Raw genomic sequence first — 21,120 nt, forward strand, 5'->3', positions numbered from 1 at the left:
ACCGACCGCGCGGGACCGCCTGGCCCAGCGGCGCCACCGGGCGTCGTGCGGATTCGGGAGCCGCCAGACGTACGGGTCCGGTGCCCGTGGCTCATGTGCGAGGTTCCAGTCGTCCGGCAGGCGACGGCTGTTGGCGCGTGGCCCGGTGAGCAGGCGAACGGCGTATTCATAAAGCAGCCGGAGCACGGCCCGTCCTCTCCGGCCGCTCCGGGAGCAGGAACCGCGCCCACACGCACTTCGTGTACGGCAGCTGCCCGTGGCCCCAGCCGTGGGCCAGCAGCCCCACCAGGGCGAGCCCGCGCCCGCTCTCGGCGTCCGGGTTGGCGTCGAGCGGCTCGGGAAGCCTGTCCCGGTCGGGGTCGTGGACCTCCAGGAAGAGGTACGGCGCCCGAAGCGTGAGCGGTGACCTTGATCTGGGCGCAGGAGACCCGGCAGTGGGTCACGGGTTTGGTCACGAGTTCGTTCGCCGAGAGGGTGACGTCGTCGGCGAGTTCGTCCGTGATTCCCCAGTCCGCGAGGACCTTGCCGACGCGCTGGCGTGCGGCGGGGACGTGCCTTCTGTGCTTGGGGATGCGGAAGGTTTCGGTTTCGGGCATGGGGGTGCCGACCTCCTGACGTGCCGTCAAGACGCGCCCCGTTGTGGCGCCTTCATGAAGCTAGGCGCGGATTCGACACCGAGGCAATCTCAATCGATGAATACATGCATGAATGTCACTCGATCGCGTGATGCACTCCCGGGGTTGATGGTGGGTGTGGCATCGTGACCGAAGGAGAGGGGAGGCCCCATGCCCGCAGGTGGACGACCGACTGTGCGCAGCAGGCGATTGGGCACGGCACTCAGGCAGTACCGTCAGGCCGCCAAGCTCGACCAGCCGCAGGCCGCCGAGGTCATCGCGTCAAGTCAGGCCAGGATCAGTCGCATTGAGAGTGGCCATGCGACACCGCGCGTCATCGAGGTGCGACTGCTGCTGGACGCATACGGCATCGCGGACCCGGAAGTGCGGGACAGGCTGGAAGAGTTGGCCAAACACCCCAAGAAGCGGGGTTGGTGGCTTGAGTATGCGGCACACCTGCGGCCGGACTACGTCGATCACATCGCGTTGGAGGACGACGCGTGCCACATCCGCCAGTGGCAGCCGGTTCTGGTCCCGGGGCTGATTCAAACCCCGGCATATACAGAGGCGATCATTACGGGTGGGCCCACCTCTCTCAGCGCTGAGTACATGAATCAGTTGAAAACCGTCAGGAAGCGCCGACAGGAGAGGATTGCGGAAAGGGGCGCCGCGTACACCGCCGTCATCTGGGAAGCGGTCATCGAGCATCCCCTGGCGAGTATGGCGATTCACCGGGGGCAGCTGGCGGCGCTTCTTGAGGTCGGGGAGCGCGAGAACGTCACCGTGCAGGTTCTTCCCTTCAGCGCAGGCACATTGGTGGCTGCCCAGAGCGCCTTCTCTGCCTTCTGCTTCGATTGTGAGTCGGGCATCGAAGCTGTCACCACGGACGACTTCACCGGTACATCTGTCCTTGAGTCAGCAAGCGATCTGGCGGTGTACGCCGCTGCGTTCGACCAGCTATGTTCTTCGGCACTGACGCCGGAGGCGAGCGCCAAGCTCATCCGGAGCAAGCTGGAAGCCATTGGGGGAGTCACGCCATGAGCGACGTCGTGGGCTCGTTCCGCAAGTCCTCTTACTCGCAGCCGGAAAGCGACTGCGTAGAGGTCGCCGCCACCGCCCCCGGCGGCCGAGCCGTCCGCGACAGCAAGCACCCGCATGGCCCCCTCCTCACCGTCTCCCGCGACAGCTGGCAGGCCTTCATCCGGCAGTTCGGCTAGTGCTGTGACCGCGAAGGTTCACCGGGTTCGCTGGCCGCTGTGACCGCTGGACTGGTTGGATTACGGCCGACAATGAGGTGTTCGGTCGGGGGCGTGCAAGGTTCCCCCGCGATCCTGCGTCGGGAGGGCACATGCAGCGCGGCGAGGTCTGGTTGGCGGACTTTGACGAGCGGCGGCCGGTAGTACTGCTGTCAGGAGACGAAGCGTCCGGGTTCCGAGCGATGCAGGTCGTCGCTCCTGCGGGGACCGAGATCAGCAGTGTGGCAGTCGAGGTGGCAGTGGGGGCGCCCGAGGGGCTGCCTCTCGAGGGCGTCCTTCGAGTGGCGCTGCCACGTCCCGGTCTTGTCCCGTGCACTTGGCTGGTCACGCTGGCCCAGGAAGATCTGACCGAGCAGGTGGGAGTCTTGTCGTCAGCGAAGCTCGGCGAGATCGAGGATGCCCTCCGTGCCGGTGGACTCGAGCAGGCGGCGCACTAGGCTGCTTGATCAGGCACGAGCGGGGGTCGGCCTCCCCAGCGAAGGCCCTTCTCGCTGCGGATGCGGGCGCGTTCCTTGCGCTGGGCGGCCAGGACGTCAGGGTGGCGGGCATTCTTGTTCCGCCAGCGCAGGTAGGCGTGCAGGGCCCGGGTCTGGATCGTGTGGTTCCGATGATGCGAGTTGGCCAGGGTGAACTGCCGCAGCGGCCCGAAGTGGTCCTCGATGGGGTTCGCCCAGGATGCGTAGGTCGGGGTGAAGCACAGTTCGACCTTGTTCTTTGCCGCCCACCTGCGGATTCTCCAGTTCAGGTGGGCGGAGAGGTTGTCGAGGATCACGTAGATGGGGCCGCCGTCCGGGCGGGTGGCCCGGATCGATCGCAGGGCTGCCCAGGTGTGGTCGATGCCTTTACGTCTGCGGTTGACGCTCCACAGTTTGTCGTCGCCGACCGAGTAGCAGCCGTGGAAGTAGGTGATCCCGTGGGTGCGGCGGAAGGTGGCCGGCAGCCGGTTCGGTTTGCCCTGCTTGGCCCAGCAGGATCCGGCGACGGGACGGATGCCGAGGGGGCCGAACTCGTCGAACGCGAACGTGCGGTCTGGTCTTTCGTTGATCGCGTACTCGATCCTGGCGAGCTTGGCGTCGAAGGCCTGGTCCGGGGACTCCTTCCAGGTCTTCGTGCGCTGGAAGGAGATCCCCCGGCGGGCCAGCAGACAGCGCAGGGCTTCCCGGCCGATCAGCACTGGCCGGGAGATGTTGCGCCGCAGGTGGTCGGCGAGCTTTCGGACCGACCAGCGGGTGAAGGGCTTGCCCAGCAGGGTTGGGCGGGTGGTGGCCGTCTGGATGACGAAGTCCTCGTCGTCACGATTCAGTAGGCGGGGACGGCCTCCCGCCCACCGAGGGTCCAGGCATGCGAGCCCGATCTCGTTGAAGCGGTGGATCACGTCGCGGACGGTGTCCTCATCCGCCTGGACCAACCGCGCGATCACCGGGACCGTGCTGCCGCCGGCCGAGGCCAGCACCATCATCGCCCGCCGAAACCGCACCGAGCTGGTGCTGCCCCTCCGAACGATCTGCTGCAGCTTCTGCCCCTCCTGCTCGGTCAGCCCACGGACCCTGACCGGTAACGCCATCCCGCCTCCCCATGCCAGTCGAAGTCGTCACGTCCGACCAGCACAACGAGCAACCCGGCAAACGTTCCCGGTCACAGCACTAGTTACGGGGCGGCCGTCCCGACCGGCCCGTCCGGCCGAATGCAGGCAGTCTTGGCGTGCGGCCCCTCGCCGTTCCTGTCGACGACGTACGCCTCGGCGTAAACACACCCGTTCCGGGTCGACAGGACGTTGCCCCAGGAGCCGAAGGCCGCGTCTCCGGAGAAATGCGAGGGCGCGGTGGTGTGGCCGGGCACGCGGTGGGCGTCGATGTGGGTGATCCACGCGGAGGAGTTGGGCGCGTTGAGGTAGCCCCAGGCGGCAGCGCACGACGGCGAGTACATCAGCAGCAGGGTCCCGAAGGCGCGGCTGTCCCTGCGCCGCACATCCTGGCGGTCGAGCAGGGTCTCGTCGGCCTTGCAGTGCTGTACGTAGGGGTCGGAGCCATCGGGGGCGCCGCCGGACCGTCCCGGCCGGGACGGTGACGCGGAGTTCCTGGCCGGGAGCGCCGCCGAGGCACTGGGCGAGGTGGCCGACCGGTCGTGCAGGCCGACCGCCACCCATGTGGTCAGTGCCGCCACGACCGCCAGCCCAGCGACGACCAGCCCTGCGGCCACGGGCACGCGGAAACGGCGGTCGGCCGCGGGTTGCTGGGGCTGCCCAGCGGCGGGCGGATCAGGGAGTTGCGGAGGTTGGGGCGCGTGCGGGGCCGCGGGCGGGGTGTCGTCCGGGACGTCCGAGGTGTCCGACGAGGATGATGGCGCAGAGCCGCCTGCGTCCTCCCGGCGGGCGGCCCGCCAGCGCACGATCCACGGCGTCGACTCCTGGCCGCAGCCCTGGACGTACGCCTCCAGGACCTCCCAGCTCGGCAGTCGGCGGCCACCTTCGGCATTCGACAGGGTGCTGGCGCTGTAGCCGGTCTTGCGTGCCAACTGCCGTAGGGTCAGCCCGGATTCGCCGCGTAACTCCCGTAACAGGCGTGCCAGGCACACGACTTCGGAGTCACCTTCCAACGGCAGTTGTCTTCGACCCGCCATCGCCCCTCCCCTGTTGACCAGCGTGAACTCTCTTGAACTTGTTCGGCATTGTCCATATCGGCTGCCGAACATTGTGCATGCTCACGACAGGTCGGAGATTCTCATCCGGACAGCTGCGCATCCCCTCACCCCACGACACGGAGGTCCCGCATGTCCCGAAACTCCGCCGCAGTGACCAGGCAGAAACGGGCGCTGACGCTGGCTCTGAGCGCCGGCCTGGTGCTCGCCGGTCAGCTGGCATTCGGGCCCGGTGCCGCGTATGCCGCCTCGGCGTCCGCCTGCGCGGCCAATCCTTCCAAGAACAACTGCGATCATGTCGACCCCACCGACGGCAACCGTGTGTGTATGAGGAACACATGGGAGGTGAGCGGCTACCCCGTCGTGCCCAAATACGATGTCAACTACGGCGGCAAGCCGGTACCGGTGCGGGTTGAGCTGTGGTGGTCCGAGACCTGCAAGAGCAACTGGGCGCGCGTGGTGTCCACCGGGTACAGCGGACGCGCCGAGGTGTCCGTGTGGCGCAAGTCCGACGGCAAGGCCGACCAGTACACGCACGACATGACCGCCAGCGGCACCTGGTCGGCCCTGTACACCAACCTCATGTACGCGGCGTCCCCCGACCAGGCGGACGCCTGCGCCCAGGACCAGAGCACGTGGGGAGGGTGCGGCCCGTACAAGTAGGCCGGTGCGCAGACGAACAGTCGGCAGCCCACAGCCGGCGGCCGACAAGGCCCGGGGGCGCAGTTCGCACTGGCCTGCGCCCCCGGCGCGCCTTCCGAAGATCGGTGTCGGACCCGCGGGTGATACTCGACGCATGACAACGGATCTTCACGAGCTGCTGAGGTCGCTGCGGGTGTGGGACCCGGAGGTCACCGAGCTGCGCCCCTTCGACCCGGCGGGCGCCCCCGCCGAACCACTGTCCCTCTTCACGGCGTGGTTCGCGGAAGCGGTGGCCGCCGGGCAGAAGGAGCCGCACACCATGTCGCTGGCCACGGCGGACGCGGACGGCCACCCGGACGTACGGATCGTGATGCTGCACGGCGCGGACGCGGACGGCTGGGCCTTCGCGACGCATGCGACGAGCCGTAAGGGGGGTCAGCTGGCTGCCCGGCCGTATGCCGCGCTCGCCTTCTACTGGCCGGTCCTCGGCCGCCAGGTCCGTGTCCGCGGCCCGGTCACCGCCGCCCCGGCCGCCGAGTCCCAGGGCGACCTCCACGCCCGCTCGACCGGCGCACTCGCCGCCGCCCTCACCGGACGTCAGAGCGAAGTCCTGGGCTCTGTGGAGGAGTTGGCGCGCGAGTCCGAGGCCGCCTGGGCGCGCGCGCAGCAGGAGCCCGACGCTCCGGTGCCCTCCTGGACCCTGTACCGCCTGCGGCCGGACGAGGTGGAATTCTTCCAGGGGGACGAGCAGAGACGGCACGTACGGCTGAACTACCGGTATAACAAGAGCGGTTGGATCAGAGAACTGCTGTGGCCGTGAAGTCGTACATCGCGAAGTCCGCCACCGGCCGGTACCCGATCCGCTGGTACAGGGCGTTGCTCGTCGGGTTGGCGAGGTCCGTGAACAGCAGTACCTCGGCCGCGCCCGCCGCGAGGGCCGCCCGGCTGACCTCGGCCGTGACCGCCCCGGCGTATCCGCGGCCGCGCAGGTGGGCCGGGGTGTAGACGGGGGCGACCCGGATCTGCCCGGCGACCATCGGGGTCACCCCCGCCATGGCCACCGGGGTCCCGTCGGGGGTCTCCCAGAACGTCGTCCCGCCGTAGGAGATGCGCGCGTCGGCCCACCCCTCCGCACGCTCCGCGCCGCTCTCGCCGATGGCCTCCATGAACTCGCCGTACCACCGGACCAGTTGCTCCCGGTCCGCCGCGTCGGCGATCCTCGGCCGTCCCTCCGGTATCGGCTGCGGGAACGTCAGCGTGCCCAGCCGGTACAGCCGTTGCCGCTGCTGCACCGTGGTCGTCGTCCCGGTGCGGCCCTCCCAGGACCGGGCCAGGGCGTCGACGGTGGAGCGCTCACCCAGGACTCCGGGGACCGTGCGGCCCAGACCGGCCAGGTGGGCGGCGAGGGAGTCGGCCTCTTCGGCGGTGAGGGGGGTGACGTTGAGCGGGTAGGGAGGGGTGCGGAAGTAGGCGGCCCGGACGGCGCCTTGCGACTCCAGTACGCCGAAGTAGGGCGCCTCGGCGCCGTAGTACTGCGGGCCGCGCGTGCGCAGTCCCTCGGTCACCGTCAGCGGGACGGTGTGCAGGGCGGGGCGGGAGCGGAGGAAAGCTCCGGCGCGCGTCAGGAAGGTGTCCAGGTCGTCGGTGAGGTACCAGTCATCGGGACGCATGCCCCATGATCCCGCGCACCCCCGCCCGTCGCCTTCGAATTACGGGAGCTGCGGCTCGGGGTCCGTGGCGATCCTCCCGTGCAGATGCACGTCCCGGAACGCGTCCCGCCGCTCCGCCTCCCACATCGCGCCCCGCAACGTCCCCTCGTAGCGGAACCCGCACCGCTCGGCGATACGGCACGAGGCCTCATGGCCGAGGGCATGGCCGAGCTCCAGCCGGTGTATCCCCAGGTCGGTCAGCGCCCAGCGGGAGGCCACGGCCAGCGCCCGGGTGGCGATCCCCCGCCCCCTGGCCTCGGGCAGCACCCAGTACCCGACACGGGCGACGCTCAGCACGGAGTCGATCGCGTTGATGCCGATGTGCCCCAGCACCGCACCGCTCGCCGCGTCGGTCACGCAGTACGACGCCCCCGAACCGTCCACCGCGGCCAGCACCTTGTCCCGCAGCGACCCGCGTGCGCCGGCGAGGTCGTCGACCTGCTTGAGCGGTGTGTTCCAGCGCCGGAACTCCGGGTCCGTGTGTCCGCGCAGCCAGGCCGCGGCATCGGCGTCCGAGTCCGCGTCCCACGGGCGCAGGCGGACGCCGTGGCCGTGCAGATCGGGAAGCGGAGAGGGGGAGCGGGGGCCGGTGTGCTGCGCATCAACAGAGGTCATCGGGCCATTCAAACCCGTACGCCTCATTCACGCGGCCGGAATACCGGCGTCCCCTCCCGGAACGCGACCTTGAGCTCCATCCCCGCCCGCAGCTCACCTGCCCCGCACCCCACCACCTCCGTCATCATCCGCGGCCCCTCCGCCAGGTCGACGACCGCGGCCACGTAGGGCGTCCGCTCCCCGAAGGGCGGCAGGTCGTTCCGGTGGACGACGGACCAGGTGTAGAGCACCGCCCGGCCGCTCGCCCGCTCCCACTCCACGTCCTCGCTCCAGCAGTGCGGGCAGAACTCGCGCGGGTAGTGGTGGGCCCGCCCGCACGCCCCGCAGCGCCGGATCAGCAGCCTGCCCCCGGCGGCCGCGTCCCAGTAGGCCCGGGTGAAGGCGTCGGCCTCGGGGACGTCGTGGCGCGTGGTCATCCGAACCACCCCACCGCGGCGTCCAGCGACCACGTCTGCCACGACATCCCGAACAGCGCGACCACCGACATCAGCGCCATCATCGAGTTCTGCCCCTGCTCGGCCACGTCGTGGATCATGAGGGTGAAGTAGAGGACGTTCAGGAGCAGCCCTCCGGCCAGCGCGACCGGACTCAGGAACCCGACGACCAGCCCCAGCCCGATCGCCAGCTCCGCGTACACCACGACGTACGCCATCGTCCGCGGACGCGGCGCCACCATGACCTCGAAGCCGGACCTGACCGCGTTCCAGCGGTGCTTCGCCGCGATGCCCGCCGCCCACGCGATCCCGGTCCCGCGCTCGAACCAGGCCTTCCGGTCCTTGTGCCGCCAGCTCTCCAGCCACCACAGCCCGAGTCCTATGCGCAGCACGGCCAGCCATTCCGCGCCCGTGAGCCAGATCGCATCCATGAATCTGACGGTACGTCAGATGGCGCGATCCGGGAAGCGCCGTGCACCGCACGCGAAACGGGAGCGGACCCCCGCCTCGGGGCGGCCCGGCGCTCGCCGAATGACCACATCCGAGTGGCCTACGTCACCAATCCCACCCACCCCTCCTACAGGCGTGATCAATCCGCAACCAATTCCGGGCTTGACCGAGACCCATCAACCCGGTGCGTGATTACGCTCGCGCTCATGGCCGACTCCTCTCCGCCCGCAAGCACCTCGGACCGCCGGCGCCCCGTCTACGTCATCGGCGGCGGCCCGGCCGGTCTCTCCGTCGCATACGCGCTGCGGGCCCGGGGCATACGCGCCGTAGTGCTGGAGAAGTCCGACCATGTGGGTGCGTCCTGGCGGCGGCACTACGACCGTCTCCACCTGCACACCACCCGCCGCCTCTCGGCCCTGCCCGGGCTGCCGATGCCGCGCCGGTTCGGGCGCTGGCCGGCCCGGGACGACGTGGTGCGCTACCTGGAGAAGTACACCGAGGTGCACGCACTGGAGACCGTCACCGGCGTCGAGGTCTCCCGCGTCGAGCGCACCCCCGACGGCGAGGGCTGGCTGCTGCACGCCACGGGCGGCCGCGAACTGACCGGCGCCGCGGTCGTCGTCGCCACCGGCTACAACCACACGCCGTACGTCCCCGACTGGGCCGGCCTCGACGCCTACACCGGCGAGTTCCTGCACGCCGGCGAGTACCGCAGCCCCGCGCCCTACGCCGGCCGTGACGTCCTCGTCGTCGGTGCCGGCAACACCGGCGCCGAGATCGCCGTGGACCTGGTGGAGGGCGGCGCCTCGCGGGTGCGCCTGTCGGTGCGGACGACCCCGCACATCGTGCGCCGCTCGACCGCCGGATGGGCCGCCCAGTACACGGGAGTGCTGGTACGGCGGCTGCCGACCGGGCTGGTCGACCGGCTGGCGCGGCCGATGGCGAAGCTGAGCGTCCCCGATCTCTCCGCGCAGGGTCTGCCCCGCCCCGACACCGGGCTGTACAGCCGGGTCAAGGAGGGCGCCATCCCGGTGCAGGACGTGGGTCTCATCGACGCCGTCCGCAAGGGGCGGGTCGAGGTCGTGGCCGCCGTCGACGGCTTCGAGGACGGCAAGGTCGTCCTCGCCGACGGCACCCGCCTCTCCCCGGAGGCCGTCGTCGCCGCCACCGGGTACGTCCGCGCCCTGGAAGGCCTGGTCGGCCACCTCGACGTGCTCGACGCGCGGGGCAGACCCGTGGCGCACGGCGCCCGCACCCCGCAGCACGCCCCCGGTCTGCACTTCACCGGCTTCACCACCCCCATCAGCGGCACCCTCCGCGAGGTGGCGATGGACTCCGAGAAGATCGCGAGGACCATCGTGAAGAACGGCGGGGACGCGCTGTCCCGTCTGCCCGGATGACGTAGAAGCCCCCAACCCCCTCCAAAACCCTCAACTCCCGTCCCTGGAACTCTTGTTACGCGTGAGTCAGATGTGGCGGGAGCGTTGAAGCGTGCCGCTGTTCGGGGCCAGAATGTGAACACTGCTCACTTTCTGGCTCCACACTCTCTCCACACGGAGGATGCACGTGGCACGCGAAAGACAGCACCACCCCCGAACGCTCTCCCGGCGCTCCCTGCTCGGCGGCGCCGCCGCTGCGGCGGGCGCCGCCACCCTCACCACCACCGCCGCGGGCACGGCGTCCGCGGCCTCCGCCACCCGTGACGTGGACGTCGCGATCGTCGGCGGCGGACTCGCCGGACTGACCGCGGCCCGCGACCTGGTGGCCGGCGGCAGGACCGTCGCCGTCCTGGAGGCCCGCGACCGCGTCGGCGGCCGGGTCGTCAATCTGCCCCTGCCAGGCGGCGGTTTCACCGAGGGCGGCGGCGAGTTCATCGGCCCCACCCAGGACCGCATCAAGGCCCTCGCCGACTCGCTCGGGGTCGCGACCTTCACGACGTACAACACCGGCAAGAACCTGCTCTACAAGGACGGCAAGAAGACCCCGTACGCCACCGACGGCATCCTCGGCGCGGTGCCGCCGGTCGACGCGGCCGGGCTCGCCAACGCCGCGATCGTGCAGGCCTCCCTGGACGACATGGCCAAGACGGTCCCCGTCGACGCGCCCTGGACCGCCCCGAAGGCCGCCGAGTGGGACAAGCAGACCTTCGAGAGCTGGCTGAACGCCAACGCGGTCATCCCGTCCGCCAAGTTCCTGCTGGACGTGGCCTGTACGTCGATCTTCTCGGCTCAGCCCCGCGAACTCTCCCTGCTCTTCGTGCTGTTCTACATCGCGGCCGCCGGCGACGAGTCCAACGTCGGCACCCTGGAACGCCTCACCGACACGGCGAACGGCGCCCAGGAGTCCCGTTTCGTCGGCGGCTCCCAGCAGGTCCCGATCAAGCTGGCCGCCAAGCTCGGCGACAAGGTGGTGCTGAGCGCGCCGGTGCGCTCGGTCGTGCAGTCGGGCGGCGAGTACGTCGTCACGGCCGACGGCATCACGGTCACCGCGAAGAAGGTCGTCGTCGCCGTGCCGCCGCCGCTGGCCGCGCGCATCGTCTTCGACCCGCTGCTGCCGGCCTCCCGCGACCAGCTGAGCCAGCGGCTGCCCATGGGCTCGATCGGCAAGGCGATCGCGGTCTACGACACCCCGTTCTGGCGGGCCGACGGCCTCAACGGCCAGGTCGTCAGCGACTCCGGCGTGGTCCGCTCGACGTTCGACAACTCACCGCCCGACGCCTCCTACGGCGCCCTGATGGGCTTCATCGAGGCCGACGAGATGCGGGCGTACGACGCGTCGAGCGTCGACGAGGTCAAGACGGCCGTCCTGAAGGACTACGCCACCTACTTCGGCGACAAGGCCAAGTCACCCACCTCCTTCGTGCTGCAGCGCTGGAACAACGAGGGCTTCTCCCGCGGCGGCCCGGTCGCCTATGCGCCGCCCGGCGTCCTGACCGAGTACGGAGCCGCCCTGCGGGCGCCGGTCGGCGGCATCCACTGGGCGGGCACCGAGACCTCCACGTACTGGAACGGGTACATGGACGGGGCCGTGCGGTCGGGGGAACGGGTGGCCAAGGAGGTGCTCGCGGAGCTGTGAGGGGTCCGCCGGGAGGGACCGTCACGTTGGGCCTTGAGTGCCCGTTCAACTTTGCGTGCACGCCCGTTCCTGACATGGCGTCAGTTCAGTAATCTGACAGTGCGTCAGTTATTGGCTGTCTCTCAGAGGAGCGGGCGGACCGATGCTTGGATCAACCCACGGCACCCTCACCACCGACTCCCGCCGGGCCCGGGTCATCGCCTGTGGCGAGCAACCCGGGCCCGCCGTCCACGGCAGGCCCGCGGAAGTCGACGACCTCGACGTCAGCGGCCTGCCCCTGTACGCCGACGTACCCGATCTGGACCGGTTCTTCCGGCCCGAATCCGTCGCCGTGGTCGGCGCCTCGGACACCGAGGGGCGGCCCAACACCGGTATCACACGGCAGCTGGTGGCCTGGGCCGAGCGGGTCGGAGCGCAGCTGCACCCCGTCCACCCGAGCCGCCCGTCGGTCTTCGGCATACCCTGCTCCCCTTCCGTCGCCGATCTGCCCGAGCAGGTCGATCTCGCCGTACTGCTGATCGCCGATCCCCTTCCGGTGCTGGAGGAACTGGCCGAGGCGAAGGTGAAGTTCGCGGTCGTCTTCGCCTCCGGGTTCGCGGAGACCGGTGCGGAGGGTGCGGCCGCGCAGGAGCGTCTGGCGGGGGCCGTACGGCGCTCCGGGATGCGGCTGCTCGGGCCCAACACCAACCTCAACGCCTTCGAGCGGTTCCGGGACGACCTCGACGGACCGGCCATCGCGCTCATCACCCAGTCCGGCCACCAGGGCCGGCCCGTCTTCTCCCTCCAGGACCTCGGCATCCGGCTCTCCCACTGGGCGCCCACCGGCAACGAGGCCGACCTGGAGACCGCCGACTTCATCTCCTACTTCGCCGAGCGGCCCGAGGTCGGCGCCATCGCCTGCTACGTCGAGGGGCTCAAGGACGGCCGGTCCTTCCTGCTCGCCGCCGACCGGGCCGCACGGCGCGGGGTGCCGGTCGTGGCCGTCAAGGTGGGCCGGACCGAGACGGGCGCCCGCACGGCCGCCTCGCACACCGGGAAGCTGACCGGCGCGGACACGGTCGTGGACGCGGCGATGCGGCAGTTCGGCGTGATCCGGGTGGACGGACTCGACGAACTCCAGGACACCGCGGCCCTGCTGGCGCGTGCCCGGCCGCCGCGCGCGGAGGGCGTCGTCGTGTATTCGATCTCGGGCGGCACGGGCGCGCACTTCGCGGACCTGGCGACCGAGGCGGGGCTGCGGCTGCCCGTTCTCTCGCAGGCCAAGCAGGCCGAACTGCACCAGTGGATACCGGACTACCTGAGCGTGGCCAACCCGGTCGACAACGGCGGGCATCCGGTCGGCGACTGGCGCGGCCGGAAGATCATCGACGCGATCCTGGACGACCCCGACGTAGGCGTCCTGATCTGCCCGATCACCGGCCCCTTCCCTCCCCTCAGCGACAAGCTCGTCCAGGACCTGGTGGACGCGGCCGAGCACACGGACAAGCTGGTCTGCGTGGTCTGGGGCTCCCCGGTCGGCACCGAGCCGGCCTACCGCGAGGTCCTCCTCGGCTCCTCGCGGGTGGCCACCTTCCGCACCGTCGCGAACTGCATCACCGCCGTCCGCGCCTACCTCGACCACCACCGCTTCACCACCGGCTACCGCTCCCCCTTCGACGAGGCCCCCCGCACCACCTCGCCGTCCTTCCGCAAGGCACAGGCGCTGATGCGCCCGGGCAGGCAGCTCAGCGAACACGCGGCGAAACAGCTGCTGCGGGCGTACGGGATCCGCGTGCCGCGCGAGCAGTTGGTGACCAGCGCGGCAGCGGCCGTCCGCGCGGCGGGCCAGGTGGGCTACCCGGTGGTGATGAAGGCGTCCGGCGGGCAGATCGCCCACAAGACCGAGCTGGGACTGGTCAAGATCGAACTCACCTCCGCCAGCCAGGTCCGGGACGCCTACCGGGAGCTGACCGACATCGCACGCTACGAGGACGTGTCCCTGGACGGTGTCCTGGTGTGCCAGATGGTCGAGCGGGGCGTGGAGATGGTCGTCGGCGTCACGCACGACGAGCTGTTCGGGCCGACCGTGACCGTCGGGCTCGGCGGGGTGCTGGTCGAGGTGCTGCACGACGTCGCCGTACGCGTGCCGCCCTTCGGTGAGGAGCAGGCCCGGGACATGCTCTGCGACCTGCGCGGGCGGGCACTGCTCGACGGGGTCCGGGGGCGTCCCCCGGCCGACCTCGACGCGCTCGTCGAAGTCGTCCTGCGGGTGCAGCGGATGGCGCTGGAGCTCGGGGACGAGCTCGCGGAGCTCGACATCAACCCGCTGATGGTGCTGCCCAGGGGGCAGGGAGCCGTGGCGCTGGACGCGCTGGCGGTGTGCCGGTGAGCGAGGTCCTGCAGACGACGGACGGCCAGGTCTCCCACCTCACCCTCAACCGGCCGGAGGCCCTCAACGCCCTCACCCCCCGTCAACGCGACCGGATCATCGACCTGTTGGCCGAGGCTTCGGCGGATCGGGACGTACGGGCGGTGGTCCTCACCGGCACGGGTCGTGGGTTCTGCGCCGGGGCGGACCTCCGGGGAGCCTCCGCCGGCGGGGAGCGGGTCCCCGGGGACCTGGCCCGCGTCCTGCGCCTGGGCGCCCAGCGCCTGATCGCCGCCGTGCTGGACTGCGAGAAGCCGGTGATCGCGGCGGTGAACGGCACGGCGGCCGGCCTCGGCGCCCATCTCGCCCTCGCCTGCGATCTCGTACTGGCCGCGGAGTCGGCCAGGTTCATCGAGGTGTTCGTACGGCGAGGACTGGTCCCGGACGGCGGCGGGGCGTATCTCCTCCCCCGCCTGATCGGCCCCCAGCGCGCCAAGGAGCTGATGTTCTTCGGCGACGCGCTCTCCGCGACCGACGCCGAGCGCCTGGGCCTGGTCAACCGGGTCGTCCCGGACGCCGAGCTGGACAAGACGGCCCGCGAGTGGGCGGCCCGCCTGGCCGCGGGGCCAACCCGCGCCATCGCCCTGACCAAACAGCTGGTCAACGCCTCCCTGGACACCGACCGGGCGACGGCCTTCGCCGCCGAGGCGGCCGCACAGGAGATCAACATGACGACCGAGGACGCCCAGGACGGCGTACGGAGCTTCGTGGAGCGCAGAAGCCCCGAGTTCAGGGGCCGCTGACCTTCCCATCTGACGAGCCGTCAGCTTCAATGGAGGGGTGATGGGACACGCAGGGGCGGCCGCCGCCGCCGTCCGCTACCTCAGGTCGGCCGGCACCCCGGCCCCCGTGGAGGCGCTGCCGCGCCCGGAGCTGCGGTGCGTCGGCGAGGACGAGCGGGCGCCGGTCGACCCGGCCGAGTTCCGGCGGGTGCTGGGCAGCTTCGCGACGGGCGTGACCGTCGTCACCGCACCCGCCGCGGACGGCGAGGACGGCCCGGCCGGCTTCGCCTGCCAGTCCTTCTCCTCCCTCTCCCTCGACCCACCGCTGGTCGCCTTCATGGTCGGCCGTACGTCGTCGACGTGGCCGCGCATCGCCCGCGCGGGCGTCTTCTGCGTCAACGTCCTGGGCGCAGGGCAGGGCGAGTTGTGCCGGGGCTTCGCGGTGAGCGGCGCGGACAAGTTCGCGGGCGTGGCGTACGACGCCGCCCCGGCCTCCGGCGCACCGCGCCTGGCCGGCACGCTCGCCTGGATCGACTGCACGATCCACGCGGTGCACACCGGAGGCGACCATCTGATCGTGGTGGGGCGGGTGGACGCGCTGGGGACGGGCGAGGCCCCCGACGGACCGCTGATCTTCCATCGGGGGCGGTTCGGGCGGCTCGACTGAGGCTCGACTGGGCCAGGCGGAGGGTGCGCGGGTCTCGGGGGAACGGCACCGACGACCGCCGCCGGCACGGCGGCGCATGGCTGCGAACAGGGATTGACGGCGTAGAGGCATCCGCCACAGGACGTACAACGGCACGCGGGTGTCCAGGCCTCGACCTGGACACCCGGCACAAACGGCCCTTCCCTTCAGGCGGGTTCAGGCCATGGCCGGCACGGGAACCGTCGGCCTGCGCCGGATCACCAGCGCCATCAGCGCCGCCACCGCGCACAGCGCGCCGGAGGCGTACCAGACCATGTCGTACGAGCCGAAGACGTCACGCGCGACGCCCCCGAGGAAGGCCACGAGTGCGGCGCCGACCTGATGGGAGGCGAGGACCCAGCCGAAGACGATCGCGCTGTCGTCGCCGTACTGCTCCCGGCACAGGGCGACGGTCGGCGGGACGGTGGCGACCCAGTCGAGGCCGTAGAAGACGATGAAGAACAGCATCGGTGGGTGGACCGACGGGGCCAGGAGCTTCGGCAGGAAGAGCAGGCTGATGCCGCGCAGGGCGTAGTAGACCGCCAGCAGGCGGCGCGGCTCGAAGCGGTCCGTGAACCAGCCGGAGGCGATCGTGCCGACCACGTCGAACACGCCGATGACCGCGAGCAGCGAGGCCGCCGCCGTGACGGGCATGCCGTGGTCGTGGGCGGCGGGCACGAAGTGCGTCTGGATCAGCCCGTTGGTGGAGGCGCCGCAGATCGCGAAGGTGCCGGCCAGCAGCCAGAAGGTGCCGGTGCGGGAGGCCGAGAACAGCACGGTCACCGCTCGGCGGGCGGCCCCGACCGCGGGCTCCGGCTTCGGTACGAACTCCTTGGCGCCGTACGGCTTCAGGCCCACGTCCGCCGGGTGGTCGCGCAGCAGCAGCCAGACGAAGGGGACGACCGCGAGGGCGGCGAGGGCCACGGTGACGGCCGCCGGGCGCCAGTCGTGCTTCTCGACGATCCAGGACAGCAGCGGCAGGAAGATCAGCTGGCCGGAGGCCGAGGCTGCGGTGAGGATGCCGGTGACCAGACCGCGGCGCTCGGTGAACCAGCGGTTGGTGACCGTCGCGGCGAAGGCGAGGGCCATCGAGCCGGAGCCCAGGCCGACCAGCAGGCCCCAGCACAGCAGCAGTTGCCAGGCGGCCGTCATCCACACCGTCAGGCCCGAGCCGAGCGCGATCACGGTCAGGGCCACGGCCACGACCTTGCGGATGCCGAAGCGGTCCATCAGCGCCGCCGCGAACGGGGCGGTGAGGCCGTACAGCGCGAGGTTGACGGAGACCGCGGCCCCGATCGTGCCGCGCGACCAGCCGAACTCCTGGTGCAGCGGGTCGATGAGCAGGCCGGGAAGCGAACGGAAGGCGGCCGCGCCGATGATCGTCACGAAGGTGACGGCGGCGACGAACCACGCACGGTGGACACGGATACGAGGGGATCGCCCGGGCTCGGGGGCCGTCTCGACTGCTGCGGGTTCGGTTGTCTGGGTCACGCCATAGAGCATCCAGGCCGGAACCGTACGCATCCACTGGCCCGAAGGACAGCATTCGCTAGGATCGGGCCATGAGCAGTGAGCCGGCTGACCCGGAGTTCCGCCCGCACCGCGTGGTCGTCCTCGCCCTCGACGGCCTGCTCCCCTTCGAGCTGGGCATCCCGCACCGCATCTTCGGACGCCCCAAGGACGCCCGGGGGCGCCATCTGTACGAGGTCGTGACCTGCTCGATCCGGCCACCGGGCCCGGTGGAGACCGACGCCGACTTCGCCATCCAGATCGAGAACGGCCCTCAGGCCCTGGCCACCGCCGACACGGTCATCGTCCCGGCGTCGTACGAACTCGGCCCGGTCTTCGAGCAGGGCGTCCTCACCGACGAGCTGGCCGCCGCCCTCGCCCACATCCGGCCCGGCACCCGGCTCGCCTCCATCTGCACCGGTGTGTTCGTGCTCGCCGCGGCCGGCTACCTCGACGGCCGCCCCGCGACCACGCACTGGGCGGAGGCCGAGCAGCTGCAACGCCTCTTCCCGAAGATCGACGTCGACCCGAACGTGCTGTTCATCGACGACGGCGACATCCTGACCTCGGCCGGCGTCGCGGCCGGCATCGACCTGTGCCTGCACATGGTCCGCCGCGACCACGGCACCGCCGTCGCCAACGACGTCGCCCGCCGCACGGTCGTACCCCCGCACCGCGACGGGGGCCAGGCGCAGTACATCCAACGCCCGGTCCCCGAGCCCCAGTTGGCGACCACGACGGCCGCCCGCGCCTGGGCCCTGGGCCGCCTGCACGAGCCGATCCAGCTCCGCGACATGGCCGCGCAGGAGTCCATGTCGGTACGCACCTTCACCCGCCGCTTCCGCGAGGAGGTCGGCGTCAGCCCCGGCCAGTGGCTCACCCAGCAGCGCGTGGAGCGGGCCCGGCAGCTGCTGGAGTCGAGCGATCTGTCGGTGGACCAGGTGGCGCAGGAGTCCGGCTTCGGCACCGCCCAGTCGATGCGCCAGCACCTGCAGACACTCCTGGGGGTCACCCCCACCGCGTATCGCCGTACTTTCCGTGCCGGGGCGCTGACCGGCGAGCAGGTGAGCAGCGAAAACCGGAAGGTGAGCAGCTAGAAGGTGAGCACCCCCCGCGCCACCCGCCCCGCCTCCGCGTCCGCCTTCGCCTTCTCGAAGTCCTCGATCGGGTAGGTCTCGGTCACCAGCTCGTCCAGCAGCAGCCGTCCTTCGCGGTACAGGTCGGCGTACAGCGCGATGTCCCGCTGCGGGCGCGAAGAGCCGTACCGGCAGCCCAGGATGGACTTGTCGAGGTACAGGGAGGAGACGAGGAAGGAGGCCTCCGCGGTCGCCGCGGGCACGCCCAGCAGCACCGCCTGGCCGTGCCGGTCGAGCAGGTCGATCGCCTGCCGGATCAGTTCCACCCGCCCGACGCACTCGAAGGCGTGGTCGGCCCCCGTGGGCAGGATCTCCTTCACCCCGTCCGTCGACGTCAGGAAGTGCGTCGCCCCGAACTGCCGGGCCACCGCCTCCTTCGCCGGGTTCGCGTCGACGGCGACGATCCGCAGGGCACCCGCGATCCGTGCGCCCTGGATGACGTTGAGCCCGATGCCGCCGGTGCCGATGACCAGCACGTTGTCCCCGCGGTCCACCCTTGCCCGGTTGAGCACGGCGCCCACCCCGGTCAGCACCCCGCATCCGATCAGCGCGGCGGCCGGCAGGGGAATGTCCCCGGGAATCCGGACCGCCTGCACCGCCTTCACCACGGTCCGCTCCGCGAACGCCGAGTTGGAGGCGAACTGGTAGACCGGCCGCCCGCCCTGCACGAACGGCTGCCCGGGACGCCCGATCGCCTGCCGGCACATCGTCGGCCGCCCCCGGTCGCACTCCGCGCACGTACCGCAGTTGGCCAGTGTGGAGAGCGCGACATGATCACCCACCCTCACGTGAGTGACCCCGGCGCCGACGGCCTCCACCACCCCCGCCCCCTCATGCCCCAGCACCACAGGAACGGGGAAAGGTATGATCCCGTCCACCACGGACAGATCGCTGTGGCACAGCCCCGCTGCCGAGATGGCGACCTGCACCTCCCCCGGCCCCGGCTCCCGCACCTCCAGGTCGTCCACGACCTCGAGTCGCTTGCCGTCGTACACCACACCGCGCATCAGAAGACCCCCTTGGGCTCCCTGGGCAGGCCGAGCACACGCTCGGCGATGATCGTGCGCTGAACCTGGTCCGAACCGCCGTAGATCGTGTCGGCCCGGGAGAACAGGAACAGGTGCTGCAAGGAGTCGAGTTCGTACGGCGCCGTCGGCGACCAGTCCACCGGCCCGACCCCCGCCGCGGCCCCGCGCACCTGCATCGCCAGCTCCCCGAGCCGCTGATGCCAGCCACCCCACAACAGCTTGGCCACACTGGACGCCCCGGCATCTCCGGAACCTCCCAGCGTCCGCAGGGCGTTCCACCGCATGGCCCGCAGCTCGGCCCACTGCCGCACCAGCCGCTCCCGTACGACGGGATCGGCGACCGCCCCGGTCTCCACGGCGGTCCGCACCACAGATCCCAACTCCTGTGCGAACCCGATCTGCTGGGCCAGCGTGGAAACCCCCCGCTCGAACCCGAGCAGACTCATCGCGACCTTCCAGCCGCCCCCTTCACCCCCGACGACGTGCTCCACGCGCGCGCGTGCCCCGTCGAAGAAGACCTCGTTGAAGTCGCTGGTCCCGGTCAGCTGCCGAATGGGCCGCACCTCGATCCGCCCCGGCTGGTCCATGGGAACAAGGAGGAACGTCAGCCCATGGTGCCGACGGGAGCCGGGTTCCGTCCGGGCCAGCACAAAGCACCAGTCGGCCTCGTGCGCCAGCGAGGTCCAGATCTTCTGCCCGCTGATCCGGTACCCCGCCCCGTCCCGTACGGCCGCCGTCCGAACCCCCGCCAGATCGGACCCGGCACCGGGCTCGCTGTACCCCTGACACCAGAGCTCGTCACCGGCGGCAACGGGAGGAAGAAAACGGCTCTTCTGGTCCGGCGTTCCGTGCGCGAGAAGGGTGGGGGCCAGCAGCTTCTCCCCGATATGCCCCGACCGCGGCGGAGCTCCGGACCGCGCGTACTCCTCGGCCCAGACGACTTGCTGGGTAAGCGTGGCAGTCCGATTGCCGTACCCGGCTTCCGACCACCCGAGCCCGATCCATCCGGCCTTCCCGAGAGCGCGCTCCCAGACCCGCCGGTCCTGCCCGGCGTCGGCATGCTCGCAGAGCCACGCCCGGGCTTCCGCCCGAAACACCTCATCGTCTGCGGTGAATGCAAAGTCCATGGGGTCTCCTCTTGGCGCCGTTCAGGGTGACTTCCCTAGGGGCGCGGGGAACTGCGCGACCAGCCACAACGAGCCCGCACCCGCCAAACAACCCGCACACCCCGACCTATTGGGCGTTCGGCCTGTCGCCCCGCGCAGCGGCTTTCTCCATCGCCGCCAACCGCTCAAGCATCGGCATCGGATCCACCCCCACCGCCCCCGGCAAAACCTCCGCAACCATCTCCGCCGTCCAACCGCCGGAGGCATACGCAGCGCGCAGCTCCCGCGGCTGAGCCCAAACCGCCAGCTTCGGCCCCGCGATCGTGTACACCTGCCCGGTGATCCCCTGCTCCTTCGCCCGGTCGGACAGCAGATAGACCACCAGGGCAGCCACATCCTCCGGCTCCCCGATCTCCGTCAGCTCCATGGGTACGTTCGCCGACATCCGCGTACGAGCGACAGGCGCCACCGCGTTGGCACTCACCCCGTACTTGTGCAGGCCCAGCGCAGCGCTCCGCACCAGCGAGATGATCCCGCCCTTTGCCGCGCTGTAGTTCGCCTGCGAGACCGACCCCTGGTGATTTCCGCTGGTGAACCCGATCAGGGTCCCCGCCCGCTGCCCCCGCATCACCGCGGAGGCCGCCCGGAACACGGTGAACGTGCCCTTGAGATGGGTGGCCACGACCGGGTCCCACTCCTCCTCGGACATGTTGAACAGCATCCGCTCCCGCAGGATCCCGGCGACGCACACCACCCCGTCCAGCCGCCCGTACGTCGAGACCGCGACGTCGACCACCCGCTGCCCGCCGGCCATCGTGGACACGTCGTCGGCCACCGCTACGGCCTCCCCGCCCGCCGCCTCGATCTCCTTGACGACGCCCTCGGCGACCTCGCTGGTGGGCGAGGCCCCGTCGATGGCGACCCCGTAGTCGTTGACGACGACCTTCGCCCCCTCGGCCGCCGCGGCCAGCGCCACCGCACGGCCGATGCCCCGACCGGCGCCCGTCACGGCGACGACCTTGCCTGCCAAGAAGTTCCCCACGTCCGGCCCCTTCCCGCGGTTTCTGACGGACCGTTAGATTTTATGACCCGTCA

The 21,120-nt window shown here is 70.8% G+C and carries 21 protein-coding genes; 11 read left to right on the forward strand and 10 right to left on the reverse strand.

Going from position 1 to position 21,120, the window contains the following annotated elements:
• Positions 1-809: 809 nt before the first annotated feature.
• The 3 genes from ACFY1U_RS29325 to ACFY1U_RS29335 all read left to right on the forward strand — a co-directional run bounded on the left by ACFY1U_RS29325 (position 810) and on the right by ACFY1U_RS29335 (position 2,307).
• A complete protein-coding gene (locus tag ACFY1U_RS29325; protein ID WP_390697117.1) occupies positions 810-1,655 on the forward strand; it encodes a helix-turn-helix domain-containing protein in 846 nt (281 codons plus the stop codon).
• The gene (locus tag ACFY1U_RS29330) at positions 1,652-1,831 is read left to right on the forward strand and encodes a DUF397 domain-containing protein (protein ID WP_390697118.1); all 180 of its coding nucleotides are present in this window, start codon (positions 1,652-1,654) and stop codon (positions 1,829-1,831) included. The genes ACFY1U_RS29325 and ACFY1U_RS29330 overlap by 4 nt, the downstream gene beginning before the upstream one ends.
• Before the next feature lie 131 nt (positions 1,832-1,962).
• On the forward strand, positions 1,963-2,307 hold the full coding sequence (locus tag ACFY1U_RS29335; protein WP_390697119.1) for a type II toxin-antitoxin system PemK/MazF family toxin: 345 nt from the start codon (positions 1,963-1,965) through the stop codon (positions 2,305-2,307).
• Here ACFY1U_RS29335 and ACFY1U_RS29340 read toward each other — a convergent pair.
• On the reverse strand, positions 2,304-3,434 hold the full coding sequence (locus tag ACFY1U_RS29340; RefSeq protein WP_390697120.1) for an IS630 family transposase: 1,131 nt from the start codon (positions 3,432-3,434) through the stop codon (positions 2,304-2,306). The genes ACFY1U_RS29335 and ACFY1U_RS29340 overlap by 4 nt on opposite strands.
• A gap of 83 nt (positions 3,435-3,517) precedes the next feature.
• Positions 3,518-4,561, reverse strand: coding sequence for a helix-turn-helix domain-containing protein (locus ACFY1U_RS29345; protein ID WP_390697121.1), 1,044 nt, complete (start codon positions 4,559-4,561; stop codon positions 3,518-3,520).
• Between the two features lie 78 nt (positions 4,562-4,639).
• On the opposite strand from ACFY1U_RS29345, the gene ACFY1U_RS29350 reads away from it, so the two are divergent.
• Both ACFY1U_RS29350 and ACFY1U_RS29355 read left to right on the forward strand, forming a co-directional pair.
• Positions 4,640-5,170 (forward strand): hypothetical protein, encoded by a 531-nt coding sequence (locus tag ACFY1U_RS29350; RefSeq protein WP_390697122.1) that lies wholly within the window; start codon positions 4,640-4,642, stop codon positions 5,168-5,170.
• A gap of 133 nt (positions 5,171-5,303) precedes the next feature.
• Positions 5,304-5,969: a pyridoxal 5'-phosphate synthase gene (locus tag ACFY1U_RS29355; RefSeq protein ID WP_390697123.1), complete on the forward strand. Its 666-nt coding sequence runs from the start codon at positions 5,304-5,306 to the stop codon at positions 5,967-5,969.
• Here ACFY1U_RS29355 and ACFY1U_RS29360 read toward each other — a convergent pair.
• From ACFY1U_RS29360 to ACFY1U_RS29375, 4 genes are read right to left on the reverse strand one after another with little or no spacing between them, the layout of a single operon-like run.
• The gene (locus ACFY1U_RS29360; RefSeq protein WP_390697124.1) at positions 5,947-6,819 is read right to left on the reverse strand and encodes a GNAT family N-acetyltransferase; all 873 of its coding nucleotides are present in this window, start codon (positions 6,817-6,819) and stop codon (positions 5,947-5,949) included. The genes ACFY1U_RS29355 and ACFY1U_RS29360 overlap by 23 nt on opposite strands.
• A 39-nt stretch (positions 6,820-6,858) precedes the next feature.
• A complete protein-coding gene (locus ACFY1U_RS29365; RefSeq protein ID WP_390697125.1) occupies positions 6,859-7,473 on the reverse strand; it encodes a GNAT family N-acetyltransferase in 615 nt (204 codons plus the stop codon).
• A 23-nt stretch (positions 7,474-7,496) separates the two neighbouring features.
• On the reverse strand, positions 7,497-7,889 hold the full coding sequence (locus ACFY1U_RS29370; RefSeq protein ID WP_390697126.1) for a Zn-ribbon domain-containing OB-fold protein: 393 nt from the start codon (positions 7,887-7,889) through the stop codon (positions 7,497-7,499).
• Positions 7,886-8,338 (reverse strand): DoxX family protein, encoded by a 453-nt coding sequence (locus tag ACFY1U_RS29375; protein ID WP_390697127.1) that lies wholly within the window; start codon positions 8,336-8,338, stop codon positions 7,886-7,888. Before ACFY1U_RS29375 ends, ACFY1U_RS29370 begins: the two co-directional genes overlap by 4 nt.
• A 225-nt stretch (positions 8,339-8,563) precedes the next feature.
• Here ACFY1U_RS29375 and ACFY1U_RS29380 point away from each other — a divergent pair, with 225 nt between their 5' ends.
• From ACFY1U_RS29380 to ACFY1U_RS29400, 5 genes are all read left to right on the forward strand, one after another.
• Positions 8,564-9,757: a flavin-containing monooxygenase gene (locus tag ACFY1U_RS29380; RefSeq protein ID WP_390697128.1), complete on the forward strand. Its 1,194-nt coding sequence runs from the start codon at positions 8,564-8,566 to the stop codon at positions 9,755-9,757.
• Positions 9,758-9,917: 160 nt separating this feature from the next.
• Positions 9,918-11,432: a flavin monoamine oxidase family protein gene (locus tag ACFY1U_RS29385; RefSeq protein WP_390697129.1), complete on the forward strand. Its 1,515-nt coding sequence runs from the start codon at positions 9,918-9,920 to the stop codon at positions 11,430-11,432.
• Between the two features lie 142 nt (positions 11,433-11,574).
• Complete coding sequence (locus ACFY1U_RS29390; RefSeq protein WP_390697130.1) at positions 11,575-13,800, forward strand: acetate--CoA ligase family protein; 2,226 nt, start codon at positions 11,575-11,577, stop codon at positions 13,798-13,800.
• On the forward strand, positions 13,791-14,582 hold the full coding sequence (locus tag ACFY1U_RS29395) for an enoyl-CoA hydratase/isomerase family protein (protein ID WP_390697131.1): 792 nt from the start codon (positions 13,791-13,793) through the stop codon (positions 14,580-14,582). Before ACFY1U_RS29390 ends, ACFY1U_RS29395 begins: the two co-directional genes overlap by 10 nt.
• A gap of 40 nt (positions 14,583-14,622) precedes the next feature.
• On the forward strand, positions 14,623-15,228 hold the full coding sequence (locus ACFY1U_RS29400; RefSeq protein WP_390697132.1) for a flavin reductase family protein: 606 nt from the start codon (positions 14,623-14,625) through the stop codon (positions 15,226-15,228).
• A 195-nt stretch (positions 15,229-15,423) separates the two neighbouring features.
• Here ACFY1U_RS29400 and ACFY1U_RS29405 read toward each other — a convergent pair whose 3' ends face one another.
• Positions 15,424-16,749, reverse strand: a complete 1,326-nt coding sequence (locus ACFY1U_RS29405) for an MFS transporter (RefSeq protein WP_390697133.1) — start codon at positions 16,747-16,749, stop codon at positions 15,424-15,426.
• A gap of 59 nt (positions 16,750-16,808) precedes the next feature.
• On the opposite strand from ACFY1U_RS29405, the gene ACFY1U_RS29410 reads away from it, so the two are divergent.
• A complete protein-coding gene (locus ACFY1U_RS29410) occupies positions 16,809-17,852 on the forward strand; it encodes a GlxA family transcriptional regulator (protein WP_390697134.1) in 1,044 nt (347 codons plus the stop codon).
• Here ACFY1U_RS29410 and ACFY1U_RS29415 read toward each other — a convergent pair.
• The 3 genes from ACFY1U_RS29415 to ACFY1U_RS29425 all read right to left on the reverse strand — a co-directional run bounded on the left by ACFY1U_RS29415 (position 17,849) and on the right by ACFY1U_RS29425 (position 21,067).
• The gene (locus ACFY1U_RS29415) at positions 17,849-18,898 is read right to left on the reverse strand and encodes a Zn-dependent alcohol dehydrogenase (RefSeq protein ID WP_390697135.1); all 1,050 of its coding nucleotides are present in this window, start codon (positions 18,896-18,898) and stop codon (positions 17,849-17,851) included. The two genes, ACFY1U_RS29410 and ACFY1U_RS29415, sit on opposite strands and share 4 nt — an antisense overlap.
• A complete protein-coding gene (locus ACFY1U_RS29420) occupies positions 18,898-20,046 on the reverse strand; it encodes an acyl-CoA dehydrogenase family protein (protein ID WP_390697136.1) in 1,149 nt (382 codons plus the stop codon). Before ACFY1U_RS29420 ends, ACFY1U_RS29415 begins: the two co-directional genes overlap by 1 nt.
• Before the next feature lie 106 nt (positions 20,047-20,152).
• Entirely contained in the window at positions 20,153-21,067 is a 915-nt protein-coding gene (locus ACFY1U_RS29425) for an SDR family NAD(P)-dependent oxidoreductase (RefSeq protein ID WP_390697137.1), read from the reverse strand.
• Positions 21,068-21,120 lie beyond the last annotated feature (53 nt).

The organism is Streptomyces sp. NPDC001351 (assembly GCF_042896045.1).
Taxonomy (GTDB): domain Bacteria; phylum Actinomycetota; class Actinomycetes; order Streptomycetales; family Streptomycetaceae; genus Streptomyces.

Excerpts from the sequence above, each read along its gene's own strand:
- ACFY1U_RS29330 (WP_390697118.1), top strand. The coding sequence starts at position 1,652 with ATGAGCGACGTCGTGGGCTCGTTCCGCAAGTCCTCTTACTCGCAGCCG.
- ACFY1U_RS29335 (WP_390697119.1), top strand. The coding sequence starts at position 1,963 with ATGCAGCGCGGCGAGGTCTGGTTGGCGGACTTTGACGAGCGGCGGCCG.
- ACFY1U_RS29340 (WP_390697120.1), bottom strand. The coding sequence starts at position 3,434 with ATGGCGTTACCGGTCAGGGTCCGTGGGCTGACCGAGCAGGAGGGGCAG.
- ACFY1U_RS29345 (WP_390697121.1), bottom strand. The coding sequence starts at position 4,561 with ATGTTCGGCAGCCGATATGGACAATGCCGAACAAGTTCAAGAGAGTTC.
- ACFY1U_RS29350 (WP_390697122.1), top strand. The coding sequence starts at position 4,640 with ATGTCCCGAAACTCCGCCGCAGTGACCAGGCAGAAACGGGCGCTGACG.
- ACFY1U_RS29355 (WP_390697123.1), top strand. The coding sequence starts at position 5,304 with ATGACAACGGATCTTCACGAGCTGCTGAGGTCGCTGCGGGTGTGGGAC.
- ACFY1U_RS29360 (WP_390697124.1), bottom strand. The coding sequence starts at position 6,819 with ATGCGTCCCGATGACTGGTACCTCACCGACGACCTGGACACCTTCCTG.
- ACFY1U_RS29365 (WP_390697125.1), bottom strand. The coding sequence starts at position 7,473 with ATGACCTCTGTTGATGCGCAGCACACCGGCCCCCGCTCCCCCTCTCCG.
- ACFY1U_RS29370 (WP_390697126.1), bottom strand. The coding sequence starts at position 7,889 with ATGACCACGCGCCACGACGTCCCCGAGGCCGACGCCTTCACCCGGGCC.
- ACFY1U_RS29375 (WP_390697127.1), bottom strand. The coding sequence starts at position 8,338 with ATGGATGCGATCTGGCTCACGGGCGCGGAATGGCTGGCCGTGCTGCGC.
- ACFY1U_RS29380 (WP_390697128.1), top strand. The coding sequence starts at position 8,564 with ATGGCCGACTCCTCTCCGCCCGCAAGCACCTCGGACCGCCGGCGCCCC.
- ACFY1U_RS29385 (WP_390697129.1), top strand. The coding sequence starts at position 9,918 with ATGCACGTGGCACGCGAAAGACAGCACCACCCCCGAACGCTCTCCCGG.
- ACFY1U_RS29390 (WP_390697130.1), top strand. The coding sequence starts at position 11,575 with ATGCTTGGATCAACCCACGGCACCCTCACCACCGACTCCCGCCGGGCC.
- ACFY1U_RS29400 (WP_390697132.1), top strand. The coding sequence starts at position 14,623 with ATGGGACACGCAGGGGCGGCCGCCGCCGCCGTCCGCTACCTCAGGTCG.
- ACFY1U_RS29405 (WP_390697133.1), bottom strand. The coding sequence starts at position 16,749 with ATGCTCTATGGCGTGACCCAGACAACCGAACCCGCAGCAGTCGAGACG.
- ACFY1U_RS29410 (WP_390697134.1), top strand. The coding sequence starts at position 16,809 with ATGAGCAGTGAGCCGGCTGACCCGGAGTTCCGCCCGCACCGCGTGGTC.
- ACFY1U_RS29415 (WP_390697135.1), bottom strand. The coding sequence starts at position 18,898 with ATGCGCGGTGTGGTGTACGACGGCAAGCGACTCGAGGTCGTGGACGAC.
- ACFY1U_RS29420 (WP_390697136.1), bottom strand. The coding sequence starts at position 20,046 with ATGGACTTTGCATTCACCGCAGACGATGAGGTGTTTCGGGCGGAAGCC.